23 protein-coding genes and 1 tRNA gene are annotated in these 19,511 nt (G+C 33.0%); 15 read left to right on the forward strand and 9 right to left on the reverse strand.

All coding sequences use genetic code 11. The features are described from left to right. The first annotated feature begins 29 nt into the window (after positions 1-29). From IPO86_09750 to IPO86_09780, 7 genes are all read left to right on the forward strand, one after another. Entirely contained in the window at positions 30-839 is an 810-nt protein-coding gene (locus IPO86_09750; protein MBK9728389.1) for a protoheme IX farnesyltransferase, read from the forward strand. Positions 840-853: 14 nt separating this feature from the next. Continuing rightward, on the forward strand, positions 854-1,420 hold the full coding sequence (locus IPO86_09755; GenBank protein ID MBK9728390.1) for a cytochrome c oxidase subunit 3: 567 nt from the start codon (positions 854-856) through the stop codon (positions 1,418-1,420). Positions 1,421-1,434: 14 nt separating this feature from the next. Further along, on the forward strand, positions 1,435-2,277 hold the full coding sequence (locus IPO86_09760) for a cytochrome c oxidase subunit 3 (GenBank protein MBK9728391.1): 843 nt from the start codon (positions 1,435-1,437) through the stop codon (positions 2,275-2,277). 18 nt (positions 2,278-2,295) lie between these two features. After that, positions 2,296-2,781, forward strand: a complete 486-nt coding sequence (locus IPO86_09765; protein MBK9728392.1) for a cytochrome C oxidase subunit IV family protein — start codon at positions 2,296-2,298, stop codon at positions 2,779-2,781. Between the two features lie 62 nt (positions 2,782-2,843). Beyond that, entirely contained in the window at positions 2,844-3,425 is a 582-nt protein-coding gene (locus tag IPO86_09770; protein MBK9728393.1) for a hypothetical protein, read from the forward strand. A gap of 4 nt (positions 3,426-3,429) precedes the next feature. After that, a complete protein-coding gene (locus IPO86_09775; GenBank protein ID MBK9728394.1) occupies positions 3,430-3,963 on the forward strand; it encodes a DUF420 domain-containing protein in 534 nt (177 codons plus the stop codon). Positions 3,964-3,965: 2 nt separating this feature from the next. Continuing rightward, entirely contained in the window at positions 3,966-4,202 is a 237-nt protein-coding gene (locus IPO86_09780; GenBank protein MBK9728395.1) for a hypothetical protein, read from the forward strand. Positions 4,203-4,337: 135 nt separating this feature from the next. Here IPO86_09780 and IPO86_09785 read toward each other — a convergent pair whose 3' ends face one another. Together IPO86_09785 and ung are read right to left on the reverse strand one after the other, a co-directional pair. Beyond that, positions 4,338-4,826 carry a hypothetical protein gene (locus IPO86_09785; protein MBK9728396.1) on the reverse strand — a complete coding sequence of 163 codons (489 nt, stop codon included), beginning with the start codon at positions 4,824-4,826 and terminating at the stop codon, positions 4,338-4,340. Positions 4,827-4,891: 65 nt separating this feature from the next. Further along, positions 4,892-5,566, reverse strand: a complete 675-nt coding sequence (gene ung, locus IPO86_09790; protein ID MBK9728397.1) for a uracil-DNA glycosylase — start codon at positions 5,564-5,566, stop codon at positions 4,892-4,894. Between the two features lie 67 nt (positions 5,567-5,633). On the opposite strand from ung, the gene IPO86_09795 reads away from it, so the two are divergent. The 3 genes from IPO86_09795 (at position 5,634) to IPO86_09805 (ending at position 8,925) form a co-directional block, all read left to right on the forward strand. Next, complete coding sequence (locus IPO86_09795) at positions 5,634-7,712, forward strand: hypothetical protein (protein ID MBK9728398.1); 2,079 nt, start codon at positions 5,634-5,636, stop codon at positions 7,710-7,712. A gap of 392 nt (positions 7,713-8,104) precedes the next feature. Beyond that, positions 8,105-8,178, forward strand: a tRNA-Arg gene (locus IPO86_09800). 108 nt (positions 8,179-8,286) lie between these two features. Continuing rightward, complete coding sequence (locus tag IPO86_09805) at positions 8,287-8,925, forward strand: hypothetical protein (protein ID MBK9728399.1); 639 nt, start codon at positions 8,287-8,289, stop codon at positions 8,923-8,925. 12 nt (positions 8,926-8,937) lie between these two features. Here IPO86_09805 and yajC read toward each other — a convergent pair whose 3' ends face one another. From yajC to IPO86_09820, 3 genes are all read right to left on the reverse strand, one after another. Beyond that, positions 8,938-9,219, reverse strand: a complete 282-nt coding sequence (gene yajC / locus IPO86_09810; protein ID MBK9728400.1) for a preprotein translocase subunit YajC — start codon at positions 9,217-9,219, stop codon at positions 8,938-8,940. A gap of 12 nt (positions 9,220-9,231) precedes the next feature. Next, positions 9,232-9,684 carry a DUF1573 domain-containing protein gene (locus IPO86_09815; protein ID MBK9728401.1) on the reverse strand — a complete coding sequence of 151 codons (453 nt, stop codon included), beginning with the start codon at positions 9,682-9,684 and terminating at the stop codon, positions 9,232-9,234. A gap of 99 nt (positions 9,685-9,783) precedes the next feature. Beyond that, positions 9,784-10,218, reverse strand: coding sequence for a DUF1573 domain-containing protein (locus tag IPO86_09820; GenBank protein MBK9728402.1), 435 nt, complete (start codon positions 10,216-10,218; stop codon positions 9,784-9,786). Positions 10,219-10,249: 31 nt separating this feature from the next. Between IPO86_09820 and IPO86_09825 the strand changes: the two genes are divergently transcribed. Beyond that, positions 10,250-10,786, forward strand: a complete 537-nt coding sequence (locus IPO86_09825) for a hypothetical protein (protein ID MBK9728403.1) — start codon at positions 10,250-10,252, stop codon at positions 10,784-10,786. Positions 10,787-10,788: 2 nt separating this feature from the next. Next, complete coding sequence (gene trxB / locus IPO86_09830; protein ID MBK9728404.1) at positions 10,789-11,727, forward strand: thioredoxin-disulfide reductase; 939 nt, start codon at positions 10,789-10,791, stop codon at positions 11,725-11,727. A gap of 3 nt (positions 11,728-11,730) precedes the next feature. Here the strand turns inward: trxB and IPO86_09835 are convergent, their stop codons facing one another. Both IPO86_09835 and dapB read right to left on the reverse strand, forming a co-directional pair. Further along, entirely contained in the window at positions 11,731-13,677 is a 1,947-nt protein-coding gene (locus IPO86_09835) for a DNA primase (protein ID MBK9728405.1), read from the reverse strand. A 64-nt stretch (positions 13,678-13,741) separates the two neighbouring features. Continuing rightward, on the reverse strand, positions 13,742-14,461 hold the full coding sequence (gene dapB / locus IPO86_09840) for a 4-hydroxy-tetrahydrodipicolinate reductase (GenBank protein ID MBK9728406.1): 720 nt from the start codon (positions 14,459-14,461) through the stop codon (positions 13,742-13,744). 156 nt (positions 14,462-14,617) lie between these two features. Here dapB and IPO86_09845 point away from each other — a divergent pair, with 156 nt between their 5' ends. After that, positions 14,618-15,469, forward strand: a complete 852-nt coding sequence (locus tag IPO86_09845) for an acetyl-CoA carboxylase carboxyltransferase subunit beta (protein ID MBK9728407.1) — start codon at positions 14,618-14,620, stop codon at positions 15,467-15,469. Here IPO86_09845 and bshC read toward each other — a convergent pair whose 3' ends face one another. Next, positions 15,470-17,077, reverse strand: a complete 1,608-nt coding sequence (bshC, locus tag IPO86_09850) for a bacillithiol biosynthesis cysteine-adding enzyme BshC (GenBank protein ID MBK9728408.1) — start codon at positions 17,075-17,077, stop codon at positions 15,470-15,472. It abuts the gene before it with no gap. Positions 17,078-17,133: 56 nt separating this feature from the next. Between bshC and IPO86_09855 the strand changes: the two genes are divergently transcribed. Then, complete coding sequence (locus IPO86_09855; protein MBK9728409.1) at positions 17,134-18,183, forward strand: ABC transporter permease; 1,050 nt, start codon at positions 17,134-17,136, stop codon at positions 18,181-18,183. Here IPO86_09855 and IPO86_09860 read toward each other — a convergent pair. Further along, positions 18,173-18,808 (reverse strand): PorT family protein, encoded by a 636-nt coding sequence (locus IPO86_09860; GenBank protein ID MBK9728410.1) that lies wholly within the window; start codon positions 18,806-18,808, stop codon positions 18,173-18,175. The two genes, IPO86_09855 and IPO86_09860, sit on opposite strands and share 11 nt — an antisense overlap. Before the next feature lie 94 nt (positions 18,809-18,902). Between IPO86_09860 and IPO86_09865 the strand changes: the two genes are divergently transcribed. After that, positions 18,903-19,505 (forward strand): YihA family ribosome biogenesis GTP-binding protein, encoded by a 603-nt coding sequence (locus IPO86_09865; GenBank protein MBK9728411.1) that lies wholly within the window; start codon positions 18,903-18,905, stop codon positions 19,503-19,505. Positions 19,506-19,511 lie beyond the last annotated feature (6 nt).

The raw sequence follows: 19,511 nt of genomic DNA on the forward strand, positions 1-19,511 counted from the left end.
GAATTTTGGTTAAGTTTAAACTTAGCTTGATGGTAGTATTTTCTTCAGCCTTGAGTTATGTGATTTTAGCTAAAGATAATTTTCATATTCAAGAATTTTTATTTTTATGTTTTGGTGGTTTATTTATAACATTTGCTGCGAATGCATTGAATCAATGCCTTGAACGGGATTACGATAAATTAATGCTTAGGACCGCAAATCGCCCACTTGCCGAAGGTCGAATGACGGTATCACTTTCTGTATTAATTTCGGGCTTATTGTGTACCATGGGAGTATTATTGCTGGCTATGATAAGTCCAGAAGCGGCTACTCTGGGAATGTTGTCATTTGTTTTATATGCATTTGTCTACACCCCTTTAAAACGGTATTCAACATTAGCAATTCCAATTGGTGCAATCCCTGGAGCACTTCCAACTTTAATTGCTGGAGTTGCAGCTTGTCAAGGTTTTTCATTTGAAGCATTTTGTTTATTTGGAATTCAATACTTATGGCAGTTTCCACATTTTTGGTCAATCGCATGGCTTGGTCATGATGATTATAAAAGAGCAGGATTTAAATTAATAAAAGATATTGAAGGTAGACCGGACCCCAAATACGGTTTATATTCTTCAATTTATGCTGCATTAAGTATATTTTTTATTTTATGGTTTTATCTCACAAACCAATTGGAAGTAATCATCGCTGCTTTATTGTTGTTTGTTGTAATAACTTATGTGTTTTACGGTTGGAATCTTTATAAATATAATGATGCAAGTGCAGCACGAAAATTGATGTTCTGTTCAATCCTTTATTTGCCAATTATATTATTTCTTTTTTTAATCAATAATATAATTCATTGATGCCAATAATTCAAATGATCGATAAAAACCTTGGCCCAAGCCGTTATCAGGCTTTGCGCTTTGGTTTATGGATTGCGATGGCATCCATAACAATGATGTTTGCAGCATTGACGAGTGCTTATTTGGTTAGAAAACCAGCTGGAAACTGGTATGAATTTAAATTACCATTTCAATTTTTTATTAGTACGATTTTAATTTTTCTTTCGTCCTTAGTTATTGAATGGGCTTTTCAAAGTTTTAAAAAGGGAAATGAGAATTCTTACAAGTTTGGAATTTTAGCAAGTTTTTTATTGGGAATTTCATTTTTAGGATCTCAGATTTTAGCTTGGAAATCATTGACTGCTCAGGGAATTACAATTGATCTTACAGTCTCTGGGTCTTTTTTATATGCTTTATCGGGAATTCATGCAGCGCACGTCTTAGGAGGAATTGCCGCATTAATGGTTAGTTTATTAACCGCTTTTTTAATCAAATTTGAAGTGAGTCCAATGCGAATTTTAAAATTCGATTTGGTAAGACAATATTGGCATTTTGTAGATATCCTCTGGATTTATTTATTAATCTTTTTAATATTACAATAGATAAAAAATTTAAAATGGCATCTGAACAAACTTTACATACACACGATATAAACGAGCAAGAATCGGTTTGGATGGGTGGAAAAGAACCATTTAAAGCGAGTTACGGCAAGCTTATGATGTGGTATTTTCTATTATCAGACGCATTTACGTTTGCAGGATTTTTAATTGCTTATGGAACTTTAAGGTTTAGTAGTGCAACATGGCCTGTACCGGATTTTGTTTTTTCAAGCTTACCAGGCGGAATTCATCATAAGCCATTGATATTTGTAACTTTCATGACCTTCGTACTGATTGTAAGTAGCGTTACGATGGTTCGTGCAGTGCAAGAGGGCCATCGCTATAACAAAAAAGGGGTTGTTTTCTGGATGTTGATGACAATTTTAGGAGGCTTATGCTTTTTAGGATGTCAGGCTTGGGAATGGACGACCTTAATGGGTGGAGAACATATGACAATTCATAAAAATCCATTTGGTACCCATATAGAATCAGGTGTTTATTTAGAAGGAGATGGGCACGATGTAAAGGCAGGTGATACATTTCATATTGGAACTACATATTTAATTCATAAACATGGTGAAGACTGGGCACCTTTAAAATACAAAGTGACTTCCGGGGATATTAAAGAACAGCAATTTGGGCCTAAAGCATTTGGCGCTTTATTCTTTTTTATAACAGGATTTCATGGTTTTCACGTATTGAGTGGGGTAGCGTTTTTATTAATTATTATGATAAATGTTGCTAGCGGTGTTTATGCCCAACGAAAAAATCATTACGAAATGGTTGAAAAAATAGGGCTTTATTGGCATTTTGTAGACTTGGTATGGGTATTTGTATTCTTGGTATTTTATCTACTTTAATTCAAATTTTATAGAAAAATGGCACATTTAAGTTACGAGGAAGGTAAAAAAGTAGTATTCAAAGGTTTTGTACTGTTGGGTATAGTAACGATTTTAGAAGTTATGGTGGCCTTAGTGGGTAAAGGCTATATTATTCATGGCTTTCATTTACCCCGTTCTATCATGTATTTATTGATGATTTCAATGTCAATTTATAAGGCATATTATATCATTTTCGAATTCATGCACATGCGATATGAAGTACCTGGACTTATGAGAAGTGTATTAATGCCAACAATGTTATTGATTTGGGCTATTATAGCGTTCTTTACAGAAGGAAATACATGGTATCATTGGAGAAAACAAGTAAATGATAGACCCATTGCACAATTTTCTATGCCGTCTTCTCATCATAATAAAGAAACCATACATTCAAATACAACGGATACCACCCAACATGATAATATCCTGAATGTGAAGCATAATACAGAAGCTGTTGATAGTAATGCACATAAAGCTCATTAATAATATTAATGAGTTTAAACAATAAAGCCTGTTCGATACTTATATAATCCAAACGCTTTGCTATGAAGAAAGTATTGACCAATCTTATGCTTGCAGTAATTTTGATTGGCTTGCCATTGTTTGCTTGGTATTACTTAGACTCAGGTACAAAGATGCGGAAGGAAGCTATGCTTGATTTAGAACCTAAAGCAGAGATGGGTAACTTTCAATCAGTGACGGATCAAGATTCTTTATTTTACTCCGAAAGCTTAATTGGCAAACGGTGGATTATCGGGGTCATTGGCGCCGATTCACTCAGAGCTAAAAGTGTTGAAATTTTAAAAAATGTTTATAAACAAGCTAAAGAGGAATTTTCAATAAATATGTATTCTATGATAGGCTTATATCCTGGAGAATTAATCGGCGATATGAGTAAGAATTTTTCTTTGAGTCAAGATAGAAATTGGATCAAAACATATATGGCTGAAAAGCATATTTATATATTTGGACAAGATGCTTTTTCTATCCCAGATCAGCTTAAGAATAAAGATCTGATAATTTTCTTAGATGAGTTTGGTAAAATTCGAAATTATTATGATTTGACGAATCCTGAACAGGTAAAACATATGGCGCGACAAGTTCCGGTATTTCTTAGTTTAAAATAAACGTATGCATTGGAGCGAATCAGCGATAAAAAAATTAAATATTTTTGCTACAATATTTAGTGTTTTAATATTGTTAGTTGTGGTATTTATGCGTAAAATTCATGTCGAATCTACCATCGATTTTTCATTCCTTCCGAAATTTCATTCGAGTTTAAATGCCTTGTGTGCAGTCGTATTAATTGCAGCATTTGTTCAAATAAAAAAAAGAAACATTCAGAATCACAAACGGCTAATGACTTTAGCAATCAGTATATCTTTTCTGTTTTTAATCTCCTATGTTATTTATCATATTACAAGTGTAGAAGTAAAATATTGTAAAGAAGGATGGATTCGTTTTATTTATTTTTCATTATTGATAAGTCATGTTGTTTTATCTGGAATTAGTTTTCCATTTATTGTTTTTACATATGTTCGTGGTTTAACGGAGCAGTTTGAAAGGCATAAAAAATTAGCTAAAATTATATTTCCAATTTGGCTATATATCTGCATAAGTGGACCCTTATGCTATTTATTATTAGTTCCTTGTTTTAATACATAATAATGAATAAAATTATAATTATCCTATTTTTAGCATTCGTTATATTATTTTTTAATGATGCTCTATTTGCGCAATGTCCAATGTGTAAGATGGCTGCTGAAACAAATCTTAAGTCTGGTGGTTCTGCGGGGAAAGGTTTAAACACTGGAATATTATACCTTCTTGCAATGCCTTACTTAATTGTTTTTACACTTATTGTGCTTTGGAGAAGGAATAAGAAAAAGTTGCTTCAAACCTAATCTGCCACTTAGAAAATCACTACTAGATTTTAATTATTTATAAGCGTGTTAGTGTAAGAATATTTAAAGCTAATTGTAAAAAAAAAGCCAGATCTAAAATTAGTATCTGGCTTTTATATTTAAAGTTTAATTTATTTATTTAAAAACGTAACGCACTGCAAGGGCACCATATCCAGCACCAAAGCCATCACCAAAACCATTTATAAAAAATGTAGGGATCCAATCAGCGGATAAATTTATTGGATAATCTGCAAATTTATAGTCTAAGCCTAAGCAACCTGAAAGTCCAAAGGAAGAAGATGAAAAATCATTATTTGGATAATATACATCATCAAAAGACCAAAAATAAGCATTGACTCCACCCCCAAAATACCAAGCCAACCCATCTACACTATTAATTGGCATATGGTGTTGATAATAACCACCAATGTTAAACCAGTTGTAGTAAGAATAACTTCTATATCCTGCGGCAATTTCAATAGCAGCTTTTTCAGAAATAAAAGTCTTAAAAGATAGACTCAAAGGAGAGCCTAGTCTTAAACCTATTGCTGATTTGTAATCCTGTGCTTGTAAACTAAATGTAATAGCAAAAAATACGAGAACAATCAAATTTCTGATTTTCATAATGAATTGTTTAAAGGTTTTTTAATAAGGCAAATTTATTCGTTTTATTTTAAAATCAAGTAATATTAGTTAATTTTCCAATCTATTGGTTGTATGTTATTGTCAATCAAATAGTTATTAGCTAATAAAAAATGAGAATTCCCTATGAATCCACCCCTTGCCAGAGGCGAAGGGTGAGGACTTTCTAAAATAAGATGTTTGTTTGAATCGATTAAGGGCTTTTTTGATTTTGCAAAATTTCCCCATAGCATAAACACAATTTGATTTTTATGAGTACTAATCTTGCGTATAACTTCATCTGTAAAATGCTCCCAACCTATGTTTTTATGTGAATTTGGCATTTTATGGCGGACTGTCAAGGAAGCATTTAATAAAAGGACACCTTCCCGGGTCCATTTACTTAAATCTCCATGAATCGGAATTTCAAAGCCAAAACTCCGCTTTAATTCTTTATAAATATTAAGTAATGATGGCGGAATATGAATCCCTTTAGGCACTGAAAAACAGAGCCCCATGGCTTCACCTGGACCGTGATATGGATCTTGGCCAAGAATTACAACTTTTAGTTTATCAAACGGGCAGGAGTTGAAAGCATTGAAGATTAATGGGCCTGGAGGATAAATTATCGATCCTTTGGCTTTTTCGGAACGAATTTGTTCAGAAACTTGTTGAAAATAGAGGGTATTAAACTCATTTTTCAATAATTCTTTCCAACTTGATTCTATCTTTACTGTATGCATTTTAAATTGGCATAGTTCTTTTAGGTAGAATCGCGAAGATATTTGAATAATTTCTAAATTTTTCCAAATGAAAAAAGGTATATTGTATTTATTGATTTTAGTTGCATTTTCATCAAATGCTCAACCCGTTAAATTGTGGAGTAAAATATTTGGTGGCAATGTTTCCGATATTGCCAATGTCATGGGTGTCTATAACGATACTATGTTGATTGCAGCAGGAAGAAGTTCATCTACCAATGTGGGTGGAAATAAAGGAGGTGATGATTTTATAGTTTGTCAATTCAAGCCGACAGGCGATTTAATCCGTTTGAAAACGTTTGGAGGTCCACAATCGGATCAAGTAAACTCCTTTGTGACATTACCAACTGGAAATGTAATCTTAGGCGGCTTTACAAATGGAAAAGGATCGGATGTTTCAAATTTATATGGTCTAACGGATATATGGATATTAGCCTATAACCCAGTTAACGGATCAAAAGTGTGGGAAAAAAGTATCGGAGGAACAAATAATGATCTATTGAATGATTTATTTTATTTAGAAGCAGGAAGAATTTTTATTGCAGGGCACACTAAATCAATCGACAGGGATCTTTTAAATAGTCCTACGAAAGGTGGAAATGATATTTTGGTTTCTTCTATTGATGAAGCAGGTGCTATTGTAAAAACTGCAACTTTTGGTGGTACCAAAGATGAAACGGCAAAAAAAATATTGAGAGCAGAATCATTTGGCGGTCAAATGCTCATTTTTGGTGAGACAGAATCAAATGATCTCGATTTTAATGGTATGAGCAAAGGAAAGAAAGATATTTTTATTTTAAAAATCAACCGAAATATCAATAAAGTTTTTCTTACGACAATCGGGGGGCCAGGTGATGATTTATTTGGGGATGCTGTTAATTTGGGGGATTCTGGCATGATCATTTTCGGCACCGTGAATACAGTAGGTGGGCAGGTAGATAGCCTCAAAGGAGCTAAGGATTTATGGATGGTAAAATTGGATAAAGCTGGCAACCTTCAGTGGAAAAAAAATATTGGCGGAAGAAATGATGAGACTTCAGTGAAAGCTCAATTAGATGCGAACAATGACATTATTTTATTAGCAAATTCGAGTTCCAGAGATCAAGATATGATTGCAAATTATGGAGGAAGCGATGTGGTTGTTATGAAGTTGGATACTTCTGGAAATATCAAATGGCAAAAAAATTATGGAGGTACCTCTGGTGAAAATGCTGGTGCAATGTGTTTTGGAAATGACGGATCCATATATTTTGCAGCGCAATCTTTCAGCGTTAATACAGACTTACCAGCGACAAATACAGTTCCTCCAGATTTCTGGACTGTAAAACTATTTGAATGTACAACAAAAGAATCATTTTATGATCAAAAGGCATGTTTCGGCGATACGATTGTTATACACAGTAAGAAATATTATTCAGGCAAAGAAACCGGAATTGATACTTTAAAAAATGCTACAATTAATGGCTGTGATAGTATCGTTCATATATCTACTGTCTTTTTTCAACCAGTTTTAGAACAAATCGACGACACACTCTGTAATGAAGCTACGATTACCATTAATAATATAATTTTTGATAAGAATAACCCGATTCATACTTTTAAATTTAAAAGCCAATTTGGTTGTGATAGTTTTTTATTAGTGGATTTAAGTTTTTCTCCAGCACTTGAAGTAATTGATACCTTAATCACGAAAGATGATGGCACTCAAAATGGCTGTATTGAAGTTGTTGTTGATGGTGGATGTAAACCTTATCAATATATTTGGACCACTGGAGATACGACAAGTCAAGTTTGTAGCCTTGCAACTGGAAATTATAAATTAGTAATTATTGATTGTAAAGCGTGTTCCAAGGAATTTTCATTTAAAGTTGGCACAACTGTAAAGACAGAGATTTCTGAAGAGGTAGAGCCGAAAGTATCATATACTACTGATCATATATTAATTGGCTTTGATAATCAAGAGATTATAAATATGAAGTTATATACACTTGGTGGTCAGCTATTGTTGAATCAAAATCCATTGACAAACGACATCATAATTTCTAGGAAATCACTTCCAAAAGGGATAATTGTACTTGATTTTGTATTTAAAAATGGTAAGAATCTTCAAATGAAGTTAACGAATTAAGTAAATTTCGCTGATAGTTCTATATTTGCGCCCTATTTAATATTAAAATGGTCTCGTAGCTCAGCTGGATACCTGTCTGCCCGCTTGTCAAAAGGAGAGTAAATGGGTTAGCAGGCAAGCAGGCAGGGAGCAAATTGCATAGGAATAAATGAAAAGCACATGGTAGAATGTTATTTTGTGTATGTAATTAAATTGAAAGTCACAATCGATAAAACAAAAATGGTCTCGTAGCTCAGCTGGATACCTGCCTGCCCGCTTGTCAAAAGGAGAGTAAATGGGTTAGCAGGCAAGCAGGCAGGGAGCAAATTGCATAGGAATATTTGAAAAGCACATGGTAGAATGTTATTTTGTGTATGTAATTAAATTGAAAGTCACAATTGATAAAACTAAATGGTCTCGTAGCTCAGCTGGATAGAGCAACTGCCTTCTAAGCAGTAGGTCTCAGGTTCGAATCCTGACGGGATCACAACTTATTTAACATTGCATGATGAAGCTAATGAAATTAACAACTCTTGTTTTTTTACTTATTAATTCTTTTATAGGGTTTAGCCAATTCACTACTGGAGCACTAAAAATGGAAGTCAAAGGAATTAAAATGAATGGAGAAGACGCTCCTCCAGAAATGGCTTCTGTCTTAGGTGCAATGGATATTTCCATATTTTCTAACGGTACTACCCAGAAATCCGTGATAAATATGATGATGATGAAAACCACCAATATCGTTGATCTTAAAGCAGATTCGATATTTATGTATCTGGATATCATGGGCAAAATGTATAAAATTGCACAACCCAGATCAGCTACTTTGGCAAATGCCGACACCTCAAATCCTGTGCAAATCATAGAACATCCTGAAGATACCAGAGAAATCTTAGGTTTTAAATGCCATCGCTATGATATTAAAATGAGTATCCCATCATCAAATTCAAAAGAAACCGATGTTCAAGAAATGAATTTAAAGTTATATGTTACTAATGAACTCAATTTCGATCCTTCTTTTGTTACACAAAGCAATCATAAATTAAAAATAAAAGGTACACCTTTAGCTTATAATATGGTCATGGGCGGAGGTGCATTTCAAATGGAATTGCTTATGGAGGCCAAAAGTTTTGATAAAGAAATTAATCCAAAAGATATGCTTCCTCCGGAAGGTGTTTATAAAAATTATACCATGGAAGAATTTCAAAAAGAAATGTCAAACAGGAACCGATAAGTCCAAATTGTCTTAATGCTCAAATTGAAATTTGTCCTTAATTGCATCAGTACCTTCCTTGGAAAGTGTGGATTTCAATACTTTAACATAAGTCTTTGAATCAATTTGGAGTTCAATTACTAAGTCTTCAATTTTAGTGATTCGCCCAATAATGCCAGATTGGGTGACAACCTGATCTCCTTTTTTAACTTCAGTAATAAATAAATTTTGTGCTTTCTGTTGTTTTGATTTTGGAAGTATGAAAAAAACATACATAATTCCAAAAAGAATAACATATAAAATAATTATACTCATATATTCAATATTTTATTGATTGACATAACCTGTTAATAATATTTTTGTTGAAGCTGGAAATGTATTAGCAAAAATTGTGATTTCTTTTTCTTGATACATAACCTTATCGTTTGTTGAAAATACAACTTTTAAGATTGAAGAATCTCCGGGTTCTAGTTTTTGTTTTTCAATTTTAGGAATTGCACATCCACAGGAACTGCTTACATTACTTATTAATAAGGTTGCTTTTCCTGTATTATAAAAACGATACTCATGTGTAATCGTATCACCTTGAGTTGCTATACCAAAATTGTAATTGGTTTCTTTGAAATATATCTTAGGAATATTGATGGAATCCTCAGGATTATTTGCAGAAGCAGGATTATTTATAAGTGTATCATATGAATTTGGTTCAAGCTTAGCATTTGGTTTGCAAGCAACAAATAGAGCTATGATTGAAATCAGTACAAATTTATATGAAATCATGCTGCAAAAGTATTCAATTCTAGTTTAATTGTGTGTTTCAATCCTTTTATTACCGAAAGTTTTGTTTTAAGCCACTTCGAATCTGCTTAGTTTGGAAACTTATTTAAATGGTTTTACAAATCCAGTGATTCTTAAAGTTGCCATTGGAGGAATTGTATTTGTACTAATATAGACTTCTTTTTCAACATAGCCGGGAGTTACTGCTGAATGATAAACAACCCGTATAGCAGAAGAGTCACCGGGTTCTATAATCATTTTTAATGCTTTTGGTGTCGCGCAAATACATTGCGCATCCATTTTTGTGATTCGCAGGATAGTGGTACCTTGATTTTTAAATTTAAAATCATGAGATGCACTATCTCCAAAATTTAAGGTGTCAAAATCATATAAATACTCTTTATAATATATTTTTGCTATTTGATTTGAATCCTGATTGCTTTTAGCTTGATTTGAATTTGGCAAAGAATCCGTTGTATTTTTACACCCTGCAATAAAAATTGTAAAAATCAATAAAAGAATTCGAAAAACATTCATAACACAAATATATTGAATTCAAACAAAAGAGATGTATAATTTAAACTCTAGTATTTGTTTTCTAGGGATGCCAGGGTGTGGTAAAACTTGGATTTCAAAAGAGCTTGGTCATCATTTTGAAATTCCTTATTTTGATTTAGATGCTGAAATTGAAATCCGCACAGGTATGCGTATATCTTTGTTTTGGGAGAAGTATGGAGAAATGTGTTTTCGGATTGAAGAACGGGCTGCCTTGCTGGATTTACTCACAGGGGATCCATTGATCCTGGCTTTAGGAGGGGGAACGCCTTGTTATTTTGACAATATGTCGATTGTTCAAGAATTTAGCACAAGTTTTTATTTGAAAAGTTCACCGGAGAAACTGCTTACAAATATTGAAAAAATCAGAAGGCCCGTATTTAATGGTAAATCAGAAATCTTACACCAAATTACTATTTTATTGAAGCAAAGAAGTACATTCTATCAAAGGGCTACACTTATTCAAAATGCATATTTAGATGAACCAAATCTTTTTAAGGATGTTAAACAAATTTGTATTGATCATCATTTAATTGAATATAAAATATAATCATGGAACAAACTATTCACCATACAATTATAATTGGTTCAGGACCGGCAGGTTATACTGCAGCCATTTACGCTGCCAGAGCGAATATGCATCCAGTGCTTTTTACAGGAAGTGAGCCTGGCGGTCAATTGATGATAACAACAGAGGTGGAAAATTATCCGGGTTACCCTGATGGTGTCCAGGGACCTAAAATGATGGAGGATTTTCAAAAACAAGCGCAACGTTTTCAAACGGATATTAAGTTTGAAATTATTTCTAAAGTAGATTTCACAGGACCTGTTCATAAAATATGGTCTGAATCCGGGGATATGTATCAAGCGCATACAATCATCATTTCTTCTGGTGCAAGTGCAAAATGGCTTGGATTGGAATCTGAAAAAAGACTTATGAATAGAGGCGTTTCTGCTTGTGCGGTGTGTGATGGATTTTTTTTTCGTGGAATGCCCGTTGCCGTTGTAGGCGCTGGTGATACAGCAGCAGAAGAAGCTTCCTATTTAGCGAAGCTTTGTCCGGAAGTCCATCTTTTAGTAAGAAAGGATAGCATGAGAGCATCTAAAATAATGCAGGAACGTGTTTTAAATAATCCTAAAATTATTGTGCATTGGAATACAGAAACACTGGAAGTACTGGGAAACGAAGATGTTGAATCCATCAAAATAGTAAACAATAAAACCAAGGAAATTTCTGAAATTCAGGTTAAAGCATTTTTTGTTGCAATTGGCCATCAGCCAAATTCGGGTCCCTTTATGAATTGGATTGATATGGATGAACAAGCTTATATTAAAACAATACCCGGTAGCACACGAACAAATAGACCGGGTGTTTTTGCATGTGGAGATGTTCAGGATCGAAATTACAGACAAGCAGTGACTGCTGCGGGCACTGGCTGTATGGCTGCTTTAGATGCAGAACGGTATCTAGTGTCTTCAGGCGTTCTATAAGCATTAAATGACAACCGTTTTTAATAAGCTTGCTAAATAATTCCGTTCGTTTACAATATGTTGATGAGACTTTAGTTCTAATTCCAGGTCTTCATCATTCAAACTATGGTTTTTAATTTTTTTCTCAAATTCAGAAATTGCTTTATTGTATTTCTTTAATTTAAACCTCAAGATAGAATTTGTAATATCGAGTCTAAAATTTTCCTCAGGTGGTTTTTGTGTGCTTAGATAAATTCCATACCGATCAACCCAATTTTGACTATATTCAAATTTGGACATTGTAAATTCTAAAGCTAAATCTGCAATACTTTTATTTGAATGTGTTATAAAATAATTGGAATCCGGTATTTTGCCCAGGGTCAATTGTTCTGAAATATCAAGAATAATATTTTTAATAAGTTCATTGTCAAAAAATGGAATCGTATCTGAAATATTTTCGATAATATATTCAGCACAAGAAATATTTTCAACCGTATCATACAATTCCTTTCCCCATAATATTAAAACTCTACAAATATCTTTCTCTTGAAATTCATCATTCGTTAAACTAATAATTTGCTGATGACTTACCAGGGTGTCTCCTTCATTTAAATCTTTTAAGATTTGTTGATCCCGATCTAAAGCCTTTCTTTTTTCCTGAAAGGAACGAATTCTATATTCTTCACGCAGGAGCTTATTACAAGCTTCAATTAAGCTTAATTCATCTAATTGGAGTGCTGAAGCAGTTTGTTTTAAATAAATAGATCGTTTGATTGGATCCTCAACTTTTGCAATGGTTTGTATGACATCTTTGGCTGCAACCGATTTTTTCAATGGATCATTTTCTGCATCTTTTGCATGTAAACTCAGTTTATAGAAAATGAAATCTTTTGCATCATTTTTTATAAATTCTTCAAATGCATCTGCACCAATTTTTTTTATAAAACCATCAGGATCTTCATTGTCAGGAATCATAACAATTTTAACATCCATACCTTCCAAAATCAGAAGATCAATTCCACGCATTGCAGCCTTAATACCAGCCGGATCACCATCATATAATATGGTGGTATTTGTAGTAATCCGCTTGATGCTTTGTACTTGTTCTTCCGTTAAAGAAGTGCCTGAAGAAGCCACCGCATTTTCAATTCCAACTTGATGTAAAGCCATAACATCTGTATAGCCTTCTACCAAAATACATTGATTCTTTTCCCGAATTGATTTTTTCGCTAAATGCAAACCATAAAGAGTCTTGCTTTTTTGATAAAGTTCAGTCTCTGGTGAATTAATATATTTAGGTGCCTTTGGATCTGAACCTAATATTCTGCCAGCAAAGGCAATTGGTTTTCCACTTAAATTATGAATTGGAAAAATTACCCGATTTCTAAAAAAATCCTTTTGATGATTGGTTACTAATCCTAATTTTTGTAAATAATCTAATTTATATGCTTCTTTTTGTGCAGCAATTAACAAACTGTCTTGTTGGTCAAATGCAAATCCGAGTTCGAATTTTTTAATCGTACTTTCCAGAAAACCTCTTTCTTTAAAGTAGGATAGTGCAACCGATTGACCTATCTGATTTTCCCATAAATTATGTTTATAAAAATCGAGCGCAAATTGATTTACTATATGAAGGCTTTCTGTTTCTTTGCGATCTTCAACCGATGATTCTTTTTGATTTGTTTCTTCTAAAGTGATTTGATATTTTTTAGCTAATTGCCGAATAGCTTCCGGAAAGCTCAATTGTTCAGCTTCCATCATAAATTGAACTGGGGTACCCCCTTTACCACACCCAAAACATTTAAAAATGTTTTTAGTAGGGGAGACAGAAAATGAAGGCGTTTTTTCTTTATGAAATGGGCACAAACCAATCATATTTGCACCCCGTTGTTTAAGATCTACAAAGTCACGAACAACATCGTCAATACGTGCCGTTTCAATAACTTCTTCAATAGACCTTTGACTAATCATTTTATAAATAGGTTTGTATTGATCTTTAAAGTAATGAAGTGATTCATTTTAGGAAGGTACAAATTTAATCCTCTAAATTTAACACATCTTTCATCGTAAAAATTCCTTGTTTTCCATAAAGCCATTCTGCAGCTATTACAGCTCCTAATGCGAAACCTCGCCGACTAAAAGCTTCGTGTTTAATCTCAATTTGATCAATATTTGAAGTATAGCTTACGATGTGTGTCCCAACTACTGGATCTTTTCGCTCTGAATTAATATGCAGGGTTTTTTCAATTAAAGGATCCGCAAGTGACCATTGATCATAAGCCGTATGATTTTCAATGATATCCAAAGCTAAACTCAGGGCTGTGCCGCTTGGTGCATCTTTTTTGTGGGTGTGATGAATTTCTTTTAAACTACAGGTAAATTCATTTTGATTGGACATCATCGAAGCTAATTTTCGATTTAATGCAAAAAATATTTGTACTCCGACGCTAAAATTAGAAGCATAAATAAGGGATCCGTTCAATTCTTTAGCTTGTTTTTCAACTTCATCCCAATTCTTATTCCAACCTGTGGTGCCACAAATAACTGGCACTCCTTGTTTAAAACATTGAATTATATTAGCAATTGCAGCATCCGGACTCGTAAATTCAATCGCTAGATCAGCTTCTTTTAAATAATCTGGTAAAGATTCCCTGTTGGATCCTGTAATCCTTCCACAAATTTGGTGAGATCTTTCTAAAAGTTCTTTCTCAATAGCTTCCCCCATCTTTCCATAACCAATCAAACACACCTTCATAATTATTTGTAAATCAATTTATTATATATTTAAATTCTCAAATCGCTTCAAAATTAAGAGATTATTCCAAATTACAAGCGTTAAGTGGTGAATAAAGTATATTTTTGCTTTGATCCCACAGACAATTTTATTTGTCAACTAAATTTAAATAAATATATGGGTTGGTTTAAACGACTCAAGGAAGGTATTTCAACAAAAACGAAAGGAAAGAAGGAAACTCCAGATGGTATTTGGTTTAAATGCCCTGAATGTTCTGAAATGCTTACTACGAAGCAATTAAAAGAGTCTATTTATAAATGTCCGAAATGTAATTATCATACAAGAATAAGTTCAGATAAGTATTTTGACCTTATTTATGATGATGATTATGTTTTGTTATTTGAAAATCTGATTTCTACAGATTTTTTGCATTTTAAGGACCTTCAATCGTACCAAAAAAGATTAGATGATGCTCGTGCTAATTCGGAACATAAGGATTCTATAACCGTTGCAATTGGTACTATTGGAAACCGTGAATTAGTCACTGCAGCGATGGATTTTACCTTCATAGGTGGTTCAATGGGCTCCGTTATGGGTGAAAAAATTAGTCGGGCCATCGATGTTTGTATTGAGCGTAAAGCACCTCTTTTGATAATTTCAAAATCTGGTGGTGCAAGAATGATGGAGTCGGCATTTTCATTAATGCAAATGGCAAAGACTTCCGCTAAATTGACACAATTAGCAAAACATAAAATTCCTTATTTTTCATTTCTTACGGATCCTACCACAGGTGGAGTTACAGCATCCTTTGCCATGTTAGGAGACATTAATTTTTCAGAACCTAATGCGTTAATAGGTTTTGCTGGTCCCAGGGTTGTAAAAGAAACTATTAAAAGAGATTTGCCAGAAGGATTTCAACGTTCTGAGTTTTTATTAGAGAATGGCTTTCTGGATTTTATTATTGACCGCAAAGATTTAAAAGCAACGCTTTCTGATTTAATTGAAATGTTGCAACCAATCGAAGTTTGATTATTTTATTTCTTTTATGATCGCAAACTGAGCCAGGTCTGGTTGGTAAGTATCCATTAACATATCTAAATATTTCTGGCCAAAGTTTAAATAATAACTTAAAAAATTAAAATGCCGCTCCTGGATGCTATTATCCGGAAAAAGAACCTCCTTTATTTTGCGTATACTTTGAATTTCTTGCTCGTGTTTTTGCTTTATAGACTTAGTATGCTTCGTTTCAATATGTTCCAGTGATTTGTAAATTTTTTGCAGTTCAGCTTCTATACTAATTTTTGTTGAGCTGTCTAAATTTGAACAACTAATTTTGATTTTTTCGAGTAATAATTTCGTATTGGATAGATCTTCTTCGTTTAGTGTATGGGAGTCTTTTTGTAGTTTTATAAATCCAACTTCTAATTCATTGATGGGCAATAAAAAGTCTATTGGTTTATAAATTGTTTTCGCTATTTTAGATAAAAGAGATTGATCAAAGTGAAATGCAGAAAGCCTTCTGAATAAAAGCGGATACGGAATATCGACTTCCTGGAAACAGTTTTTTAATTGCATCCAATAAGCTATTTCGCCTCCTCCTCCTACAAATGCCACATTCGGAAATAGGAATTCCTGATATAAAGGTCTCATTAATACATTTGGACTAAAATTTATAGGATTCTGTTTTAGTTCATTTAAAATTTCAGATTCAGTCCATTTTATATCTGTATCTATTAAATGAAAATATCCAGCTTCAATGGCTATGCGTTTTCTTCCGCTTGGATGGTGGTAAAATAAATTTAGAGTTCTTGGATTTACCTGGAGTGGGAATTTTAAGGATTCAAAGAATAAACTGCTTTTAATTGCATTCTCATAAATAAATCGTTCGCGTATTTCTTTTTCAATGATGCCAGAAAATAGTGCTTTAGCATCTTCGTCATCAGGGTTAAAATAAACCAAGCCTTCACTTCCAAATAATGCATCGACAAATAATCTGTAATAATCTGCATAGTTTGAACAAATGTTAAGCCATGCTTTATTTTTATTAAAAAATTGTGTTGCAAATTCATTTCTTTGAAATAGATTTTCAACTTGATCTAAAACGGAATGATATTGACCTAAACCCAAACGTCCGGTTGCAATCCCTGGCTGTTCTTGCCATACAATTTTATGTTGAAATAAATTAAGGTGATTGATTTCATCAAAGTCATGATCTTCATTTCCAGCGTAATAAATTGGAATAAAATTATACTCAGGATACTTTAACTGAAGAATTTTAGCAAGTTTTATAGTAGAAGCTATTTTGTAGACCCAGAATAAGGGACCACCCAGAAGACAGGGCTGATGTGCACAAATTACGGTAAAAGTATTCTTAAGTTTGAGTTTTTCAATCTGTTCAATAACTTTCGTACTGTGATTTATTCCAGCATATTGTTTAAGCAGTATTTCTGTAATTTTATTTCTAAATTTAAAATCCTTTCTATTTTCAATTTGCTTTTCAATATTGCTTATTAAAGGTACAGCTGATAATAGGGGCGAAAATTCCTTTGGAGTTTTCCAATAGCTCAGATCCAGGGGACCAAATCCAATAGAACTATTTGGTTCTAGGTATTCTATATCAAAATGAACTGTTTGCATAGGAAATAATTGGGCAAAGGTATTTACTTTTGTTCAATTTAAATCTGCAAGCTTTGATGCGTTTTATTATTATTAAATTAGGTATAATTCTGATCTCAGTCTTTTCAGTGATCAGTCTTATTAGTTTGATAATCTATTTAGCACCTATTGACCCTGCAAGAATTCAGTTTGGCCAACGAGCGGACCCAAAATCAATTGAAATAATGCGAGCTAAGTTGTTCTTGGATAAATCTTATGGTGAACAAATTTATCGATACTTTGAGGATTTGAGTCCTTTCCAAATAATTCATAGGAATAATTATCGGCTTGAAGATTATTCCTATTTGCAATTAGGATCTTTTAGTAACCAGATGATCATACTTAAATATCCATACTTAAGAAGATCCTACATTAGTGGTGAAAAAGTTTCTGATTTAATTGTTGGAGCTTTATTCTCAACCTTAGCACTCGGGTTTTGTGCCATGTTAATTTCTATTGTGCTTGGTTTGTTTTTAGGAATTACCGCTGCTATTCATTTTGGGAGTTGGTTAGATCAGAGTATTACAGCGATTACAACAGTATTTTATGCAATTCCAAGTTATATTTCTGCAATTTTATTTGCGGTTATTTTCGGTTATTATTTTGGTTCGTTTACAGGATTGCCAGTGCAGGGCTCATTAAATGCATTAGACGATTATGGGAATGAGTTTTATGATTTTCGGCGAATCATACTTCCGTCACTTGCATTAGGAATCCGACCAGTTGCGATGATTTGTCAGATGACCCGAGCATCGTTATTAGAAATTTATTCCCAAGATTATGTGAGAACAGCAGTATCCATGGGACTTAAAGAGGGTAGAGTATTACACAAACATATATTTCCAAATGCATTAAACCCAATAATAACAACAATCAGTGGTTGGTTTGCATCTTTATTGACGGGAGCATTTTTTGTAGAATATGTTTTTAATTATCGCGGTTTAGGGGACTTAACAATTCAAGCTTTGAATCAATTTGACCTGCCTGTTGTATTGGCTTCTTGTGTTGTTACTGTAAGTTTATTTATATTGGTAAACAGTTTAGCAGATATCTTATATACCTGGATAGATCCTCGTGTTAAAATTTAATACTTAAGGTTCCAATAAGCCGGGAAGCAGATTTATCGAAATTGTATTTTTTTCCAAAAAAGTTAATATGATCTCCGTATTTGCTAAAATTACCTTCATGACGAATGTCAATACCAATGAATGAAATATCAAATCCTATACCTGCCTGATATCCAAAAGAAGCAGTATTGAATTTATCTTTGTATCCAGAAATATTTGTTAATTCAGAAGAATTATTTATAAAAATATGTGCAACTGGTCCTGCAAAGAGTCTGAGTATTCCAAACTTTAATCCTAAAATTACGGGTATATCAAGGTATTGATATTTTTCTGTTCGAACGGAATCAACTAATTGGGGAATAGAAAAATCATTGAATTTAAAATTTGCCTTATTGGAATTAAAAAGTACTTCAGGTTGGATATAAAAATTTCCAAAATTAATCCGGATTCCAGCACCAAAGTGATAACCATAGGATGCATCTTCAAAAGATAGTTTAAAGGAATCCAAAGAACTTTGATTTGTTATTAGAAAATCATCAGCACTAACATCAACACTATGGAGCCCACCTGAAATAATTAAGTTTATTTGAGATTGCGCAGCGTTACTGCATATAAAGAAAGCTATAAAATACAAATATTTGAGCACTTGGAATTAATTTATAACAAATATACGTAATATTTTTAATATTATTATTTGTTACTTTTAAATTATGATAAACTTAACGAACTTTGCATTTCGTATGGACGCTCAAATACAACATGTTGAATTTATCGGTTCCTTTCCAAAATTTAAAGATTTACCGGAGTCTAAATTTCCTGAATTTTGTTTTTGGGGTCGCTCCAATGTAGGAAAGAGTAGTCTTATAAACTATTTATGTAATAGAAAAGAAATTGCAAAAGTCTCCTCAACGCCTGGTAAAACACAAGCGTTTAACCAGTATCTGATTAATAATTCTTGGATTATGATGGATCTACCAGGGTATGGTTATGCCCGTATTTCCAAAGATAAAAAGGAACTCTGGGCGCAAGAAATAAAACGGTATTTAAACGGAAGGCAAAATTTATGCTTGTTATTTTTATTAGTAGATTCTTCTATTGAGCCGCAAAAAATTGATATTGAAACAATCAATGATTTAGGCGAGAAGAATATTCCATTCTATATTTTATTTACCAAAACAGACAAATCAACAAAACGAAAACTAAGTATTAATAAGCAGAAGTTTGAAAATGAAGTATCTCAATTTTGGGAAACATTACCACCAATGTTTGAAACCAGTGCAGAAAAAGCATTCGGACGAGATGTTGTGGTATCAGCTATCAATGCAATTCTCAAATCAATTTAAATTTTA

The sequence above is a fragment of the Saprospiraceae bacterium genome, from assembly GCA_016717265.1.
Lineage (GTDB): Bacteria > Bacteroidota > Bacteroidia > Chitinophagales > Saprospiraceae > Vicinibacter.

What these genes read in the sequence shown, in the direction of transcription:
- dapB (MBK9728406.1), bottom strand. Translation starts at nt 14,461, where the DNA reads ATGAAGGTGTGTTTGATTGGTTATGGAAAGATGGGGGAAGCTATTGAG.
- trxB (MBK9728404.1), top strand. Translation starts at nt 10,789, where the DNA reads ATGGAACAAACTATTCACCATACAATTATAATTGGTTCAGGACCGGCA.
- IPO86_09865 (MBK9728411.1), top strand. Translation starts at nt 18,903, where the DNA reads ATGGACGCTCAAATACAACATGTTGAATTTATCGGTTCCTTTCCAAAA.
- ung (MBK9728397.1), bottom strand. Translation starts at nt 5,566, where the DNA reads ATGCATACAGTAAAGATAGAATCAAGTTGGAAAGAATTATTGAAAAAT.
- IPO86_09825 (MBK9728403.1), top strand. Translation starts at nt 10,250, where the DNA reads ATGTATAATTTAAACTCTAGTATTTGTTTTCTAGGGATGCCAGGGTGT.
- IPO86_09805 (MBK9728399.1), top strand. Translation starts at nt 8,287, where the DNA reads ATGGAAGTCAAAGGAATTAAAATGAATGGAGAAGACGCTCCTCCAGAA.
- bshC (MBK9728408.1), bottom strand. Translation starts at nt 17,077, where the DNA reads ATGCAAACAGTTCATTTTGATATAGAATACCTAGAACCAAATAGTTCT.
- IPO86_09855 (MBK9728409.1), top strand. Translation starts at nt 17,134, where the DNA reads ATGCGTTTTATTATTATTAAATTAGGTATAATTCTGATCTCAGTCTTT.
- IPO86_09785 (MBK9728396.1), bottom strand. Translation starts at nt 4,826, where the DNA reads ATGAAAATCAGAAATTTGATTGTTCTCGTATTTTTTGCTATTACATTT.
- IPO86_09770 (MBK9728393.1), top strand. Translation starts at nt 2,844, where the DNA reads ATGAAGAAAGTATTGACCAATCTTATGCTTGCAGTAATTTTGATTGGC.
- IPO86_09750 (MBK9728389.1), top strand. Translation starts at nt 30, where the DNA reads ATGGTAGTATTTTCTTCAGCCTTGAGTTATGTGATTTTAGCTAAAGAT.
- IPO86_09795 (MBK9728398.1), top strand. Translation starts at nt 5,634, where the DNA reads ATGAAAAAAGGTATATTGTATTTATTGATTTTAGTTGCATTTTCATCA.
- IPO86_09835 (MBK9728405.1), bottom strand. Translation starts at nt 13,677, where the DNA reads ATGATTAGTCAAAGGTCTATTGAAGAAGTTATTGAAACGGCACGTATT.
- yajC (MBK9728400.1), bottom strand. Translation starts at nt 9,219, where the DNA reads ATGAGTATAATTATTTTATATGTTATTCTTTTTGGAATTATGTATGTT.
- IPO86_09845 (MBK9728407.1), top strand. Translation starts at nt 14,618, where the DNA reads ATGGGTTGGTTTAAACGACTCAAGGAAGGTATTTCAACAAAAACGAAA.
- IPO86_09760 (MBK9728391.1), top strand. Translation starts at nt 1,435, where the DNA reads ATGGCATCTGAACAAACTTTACATACACACGATATAAACGAGCAAGAA.
- IPO86_09765 (MBK9728392.1), top strand. Translation starts at nt 2,296, where the DNA reads ATGGCACATTTAAGTTACGAGGAAGGTAAAAAAGTAGTATTCAAAGGT.
- IPO86_09780 (MBK9728395.1), top strand. Translation starts at nt 3,966, where the DNA reads ATGAATAAAATTATAATTATCCTATTTTTAGCATTCGTTATATTATTT.
- IPO86_09775 (MBK9728394.1), top strand. Translation starts at nt 3,430, where the DNA reads ATGCATTGGAGCGAATCAGCGATAAAAAAATTAAATATTTTTGCTACA.
- IPO86_09815 (MBK9728401.1), bottom strand. Translation starts at nt 9,684, where the DNA reads ATGATTTCATATAAATTTGTACTGATTTCAATCATAGCTCTATTTGTT.
- IPO86_09755 (MBK9728390.1), top strand. Translation starts at nt 854, where the DNA reads ATGATCGATAAAAACCTTGGCCCAAGCCGTTATCAGGCTTTGCGCTTT.
- IPO86_09820 (MBK9728402.1), bottom strand. Translation starts at nt 10,218, where the DNA reads ATGAATGTTTTTCGAATTCTTTTATTGATTTTTACAATTTTTATTGCA.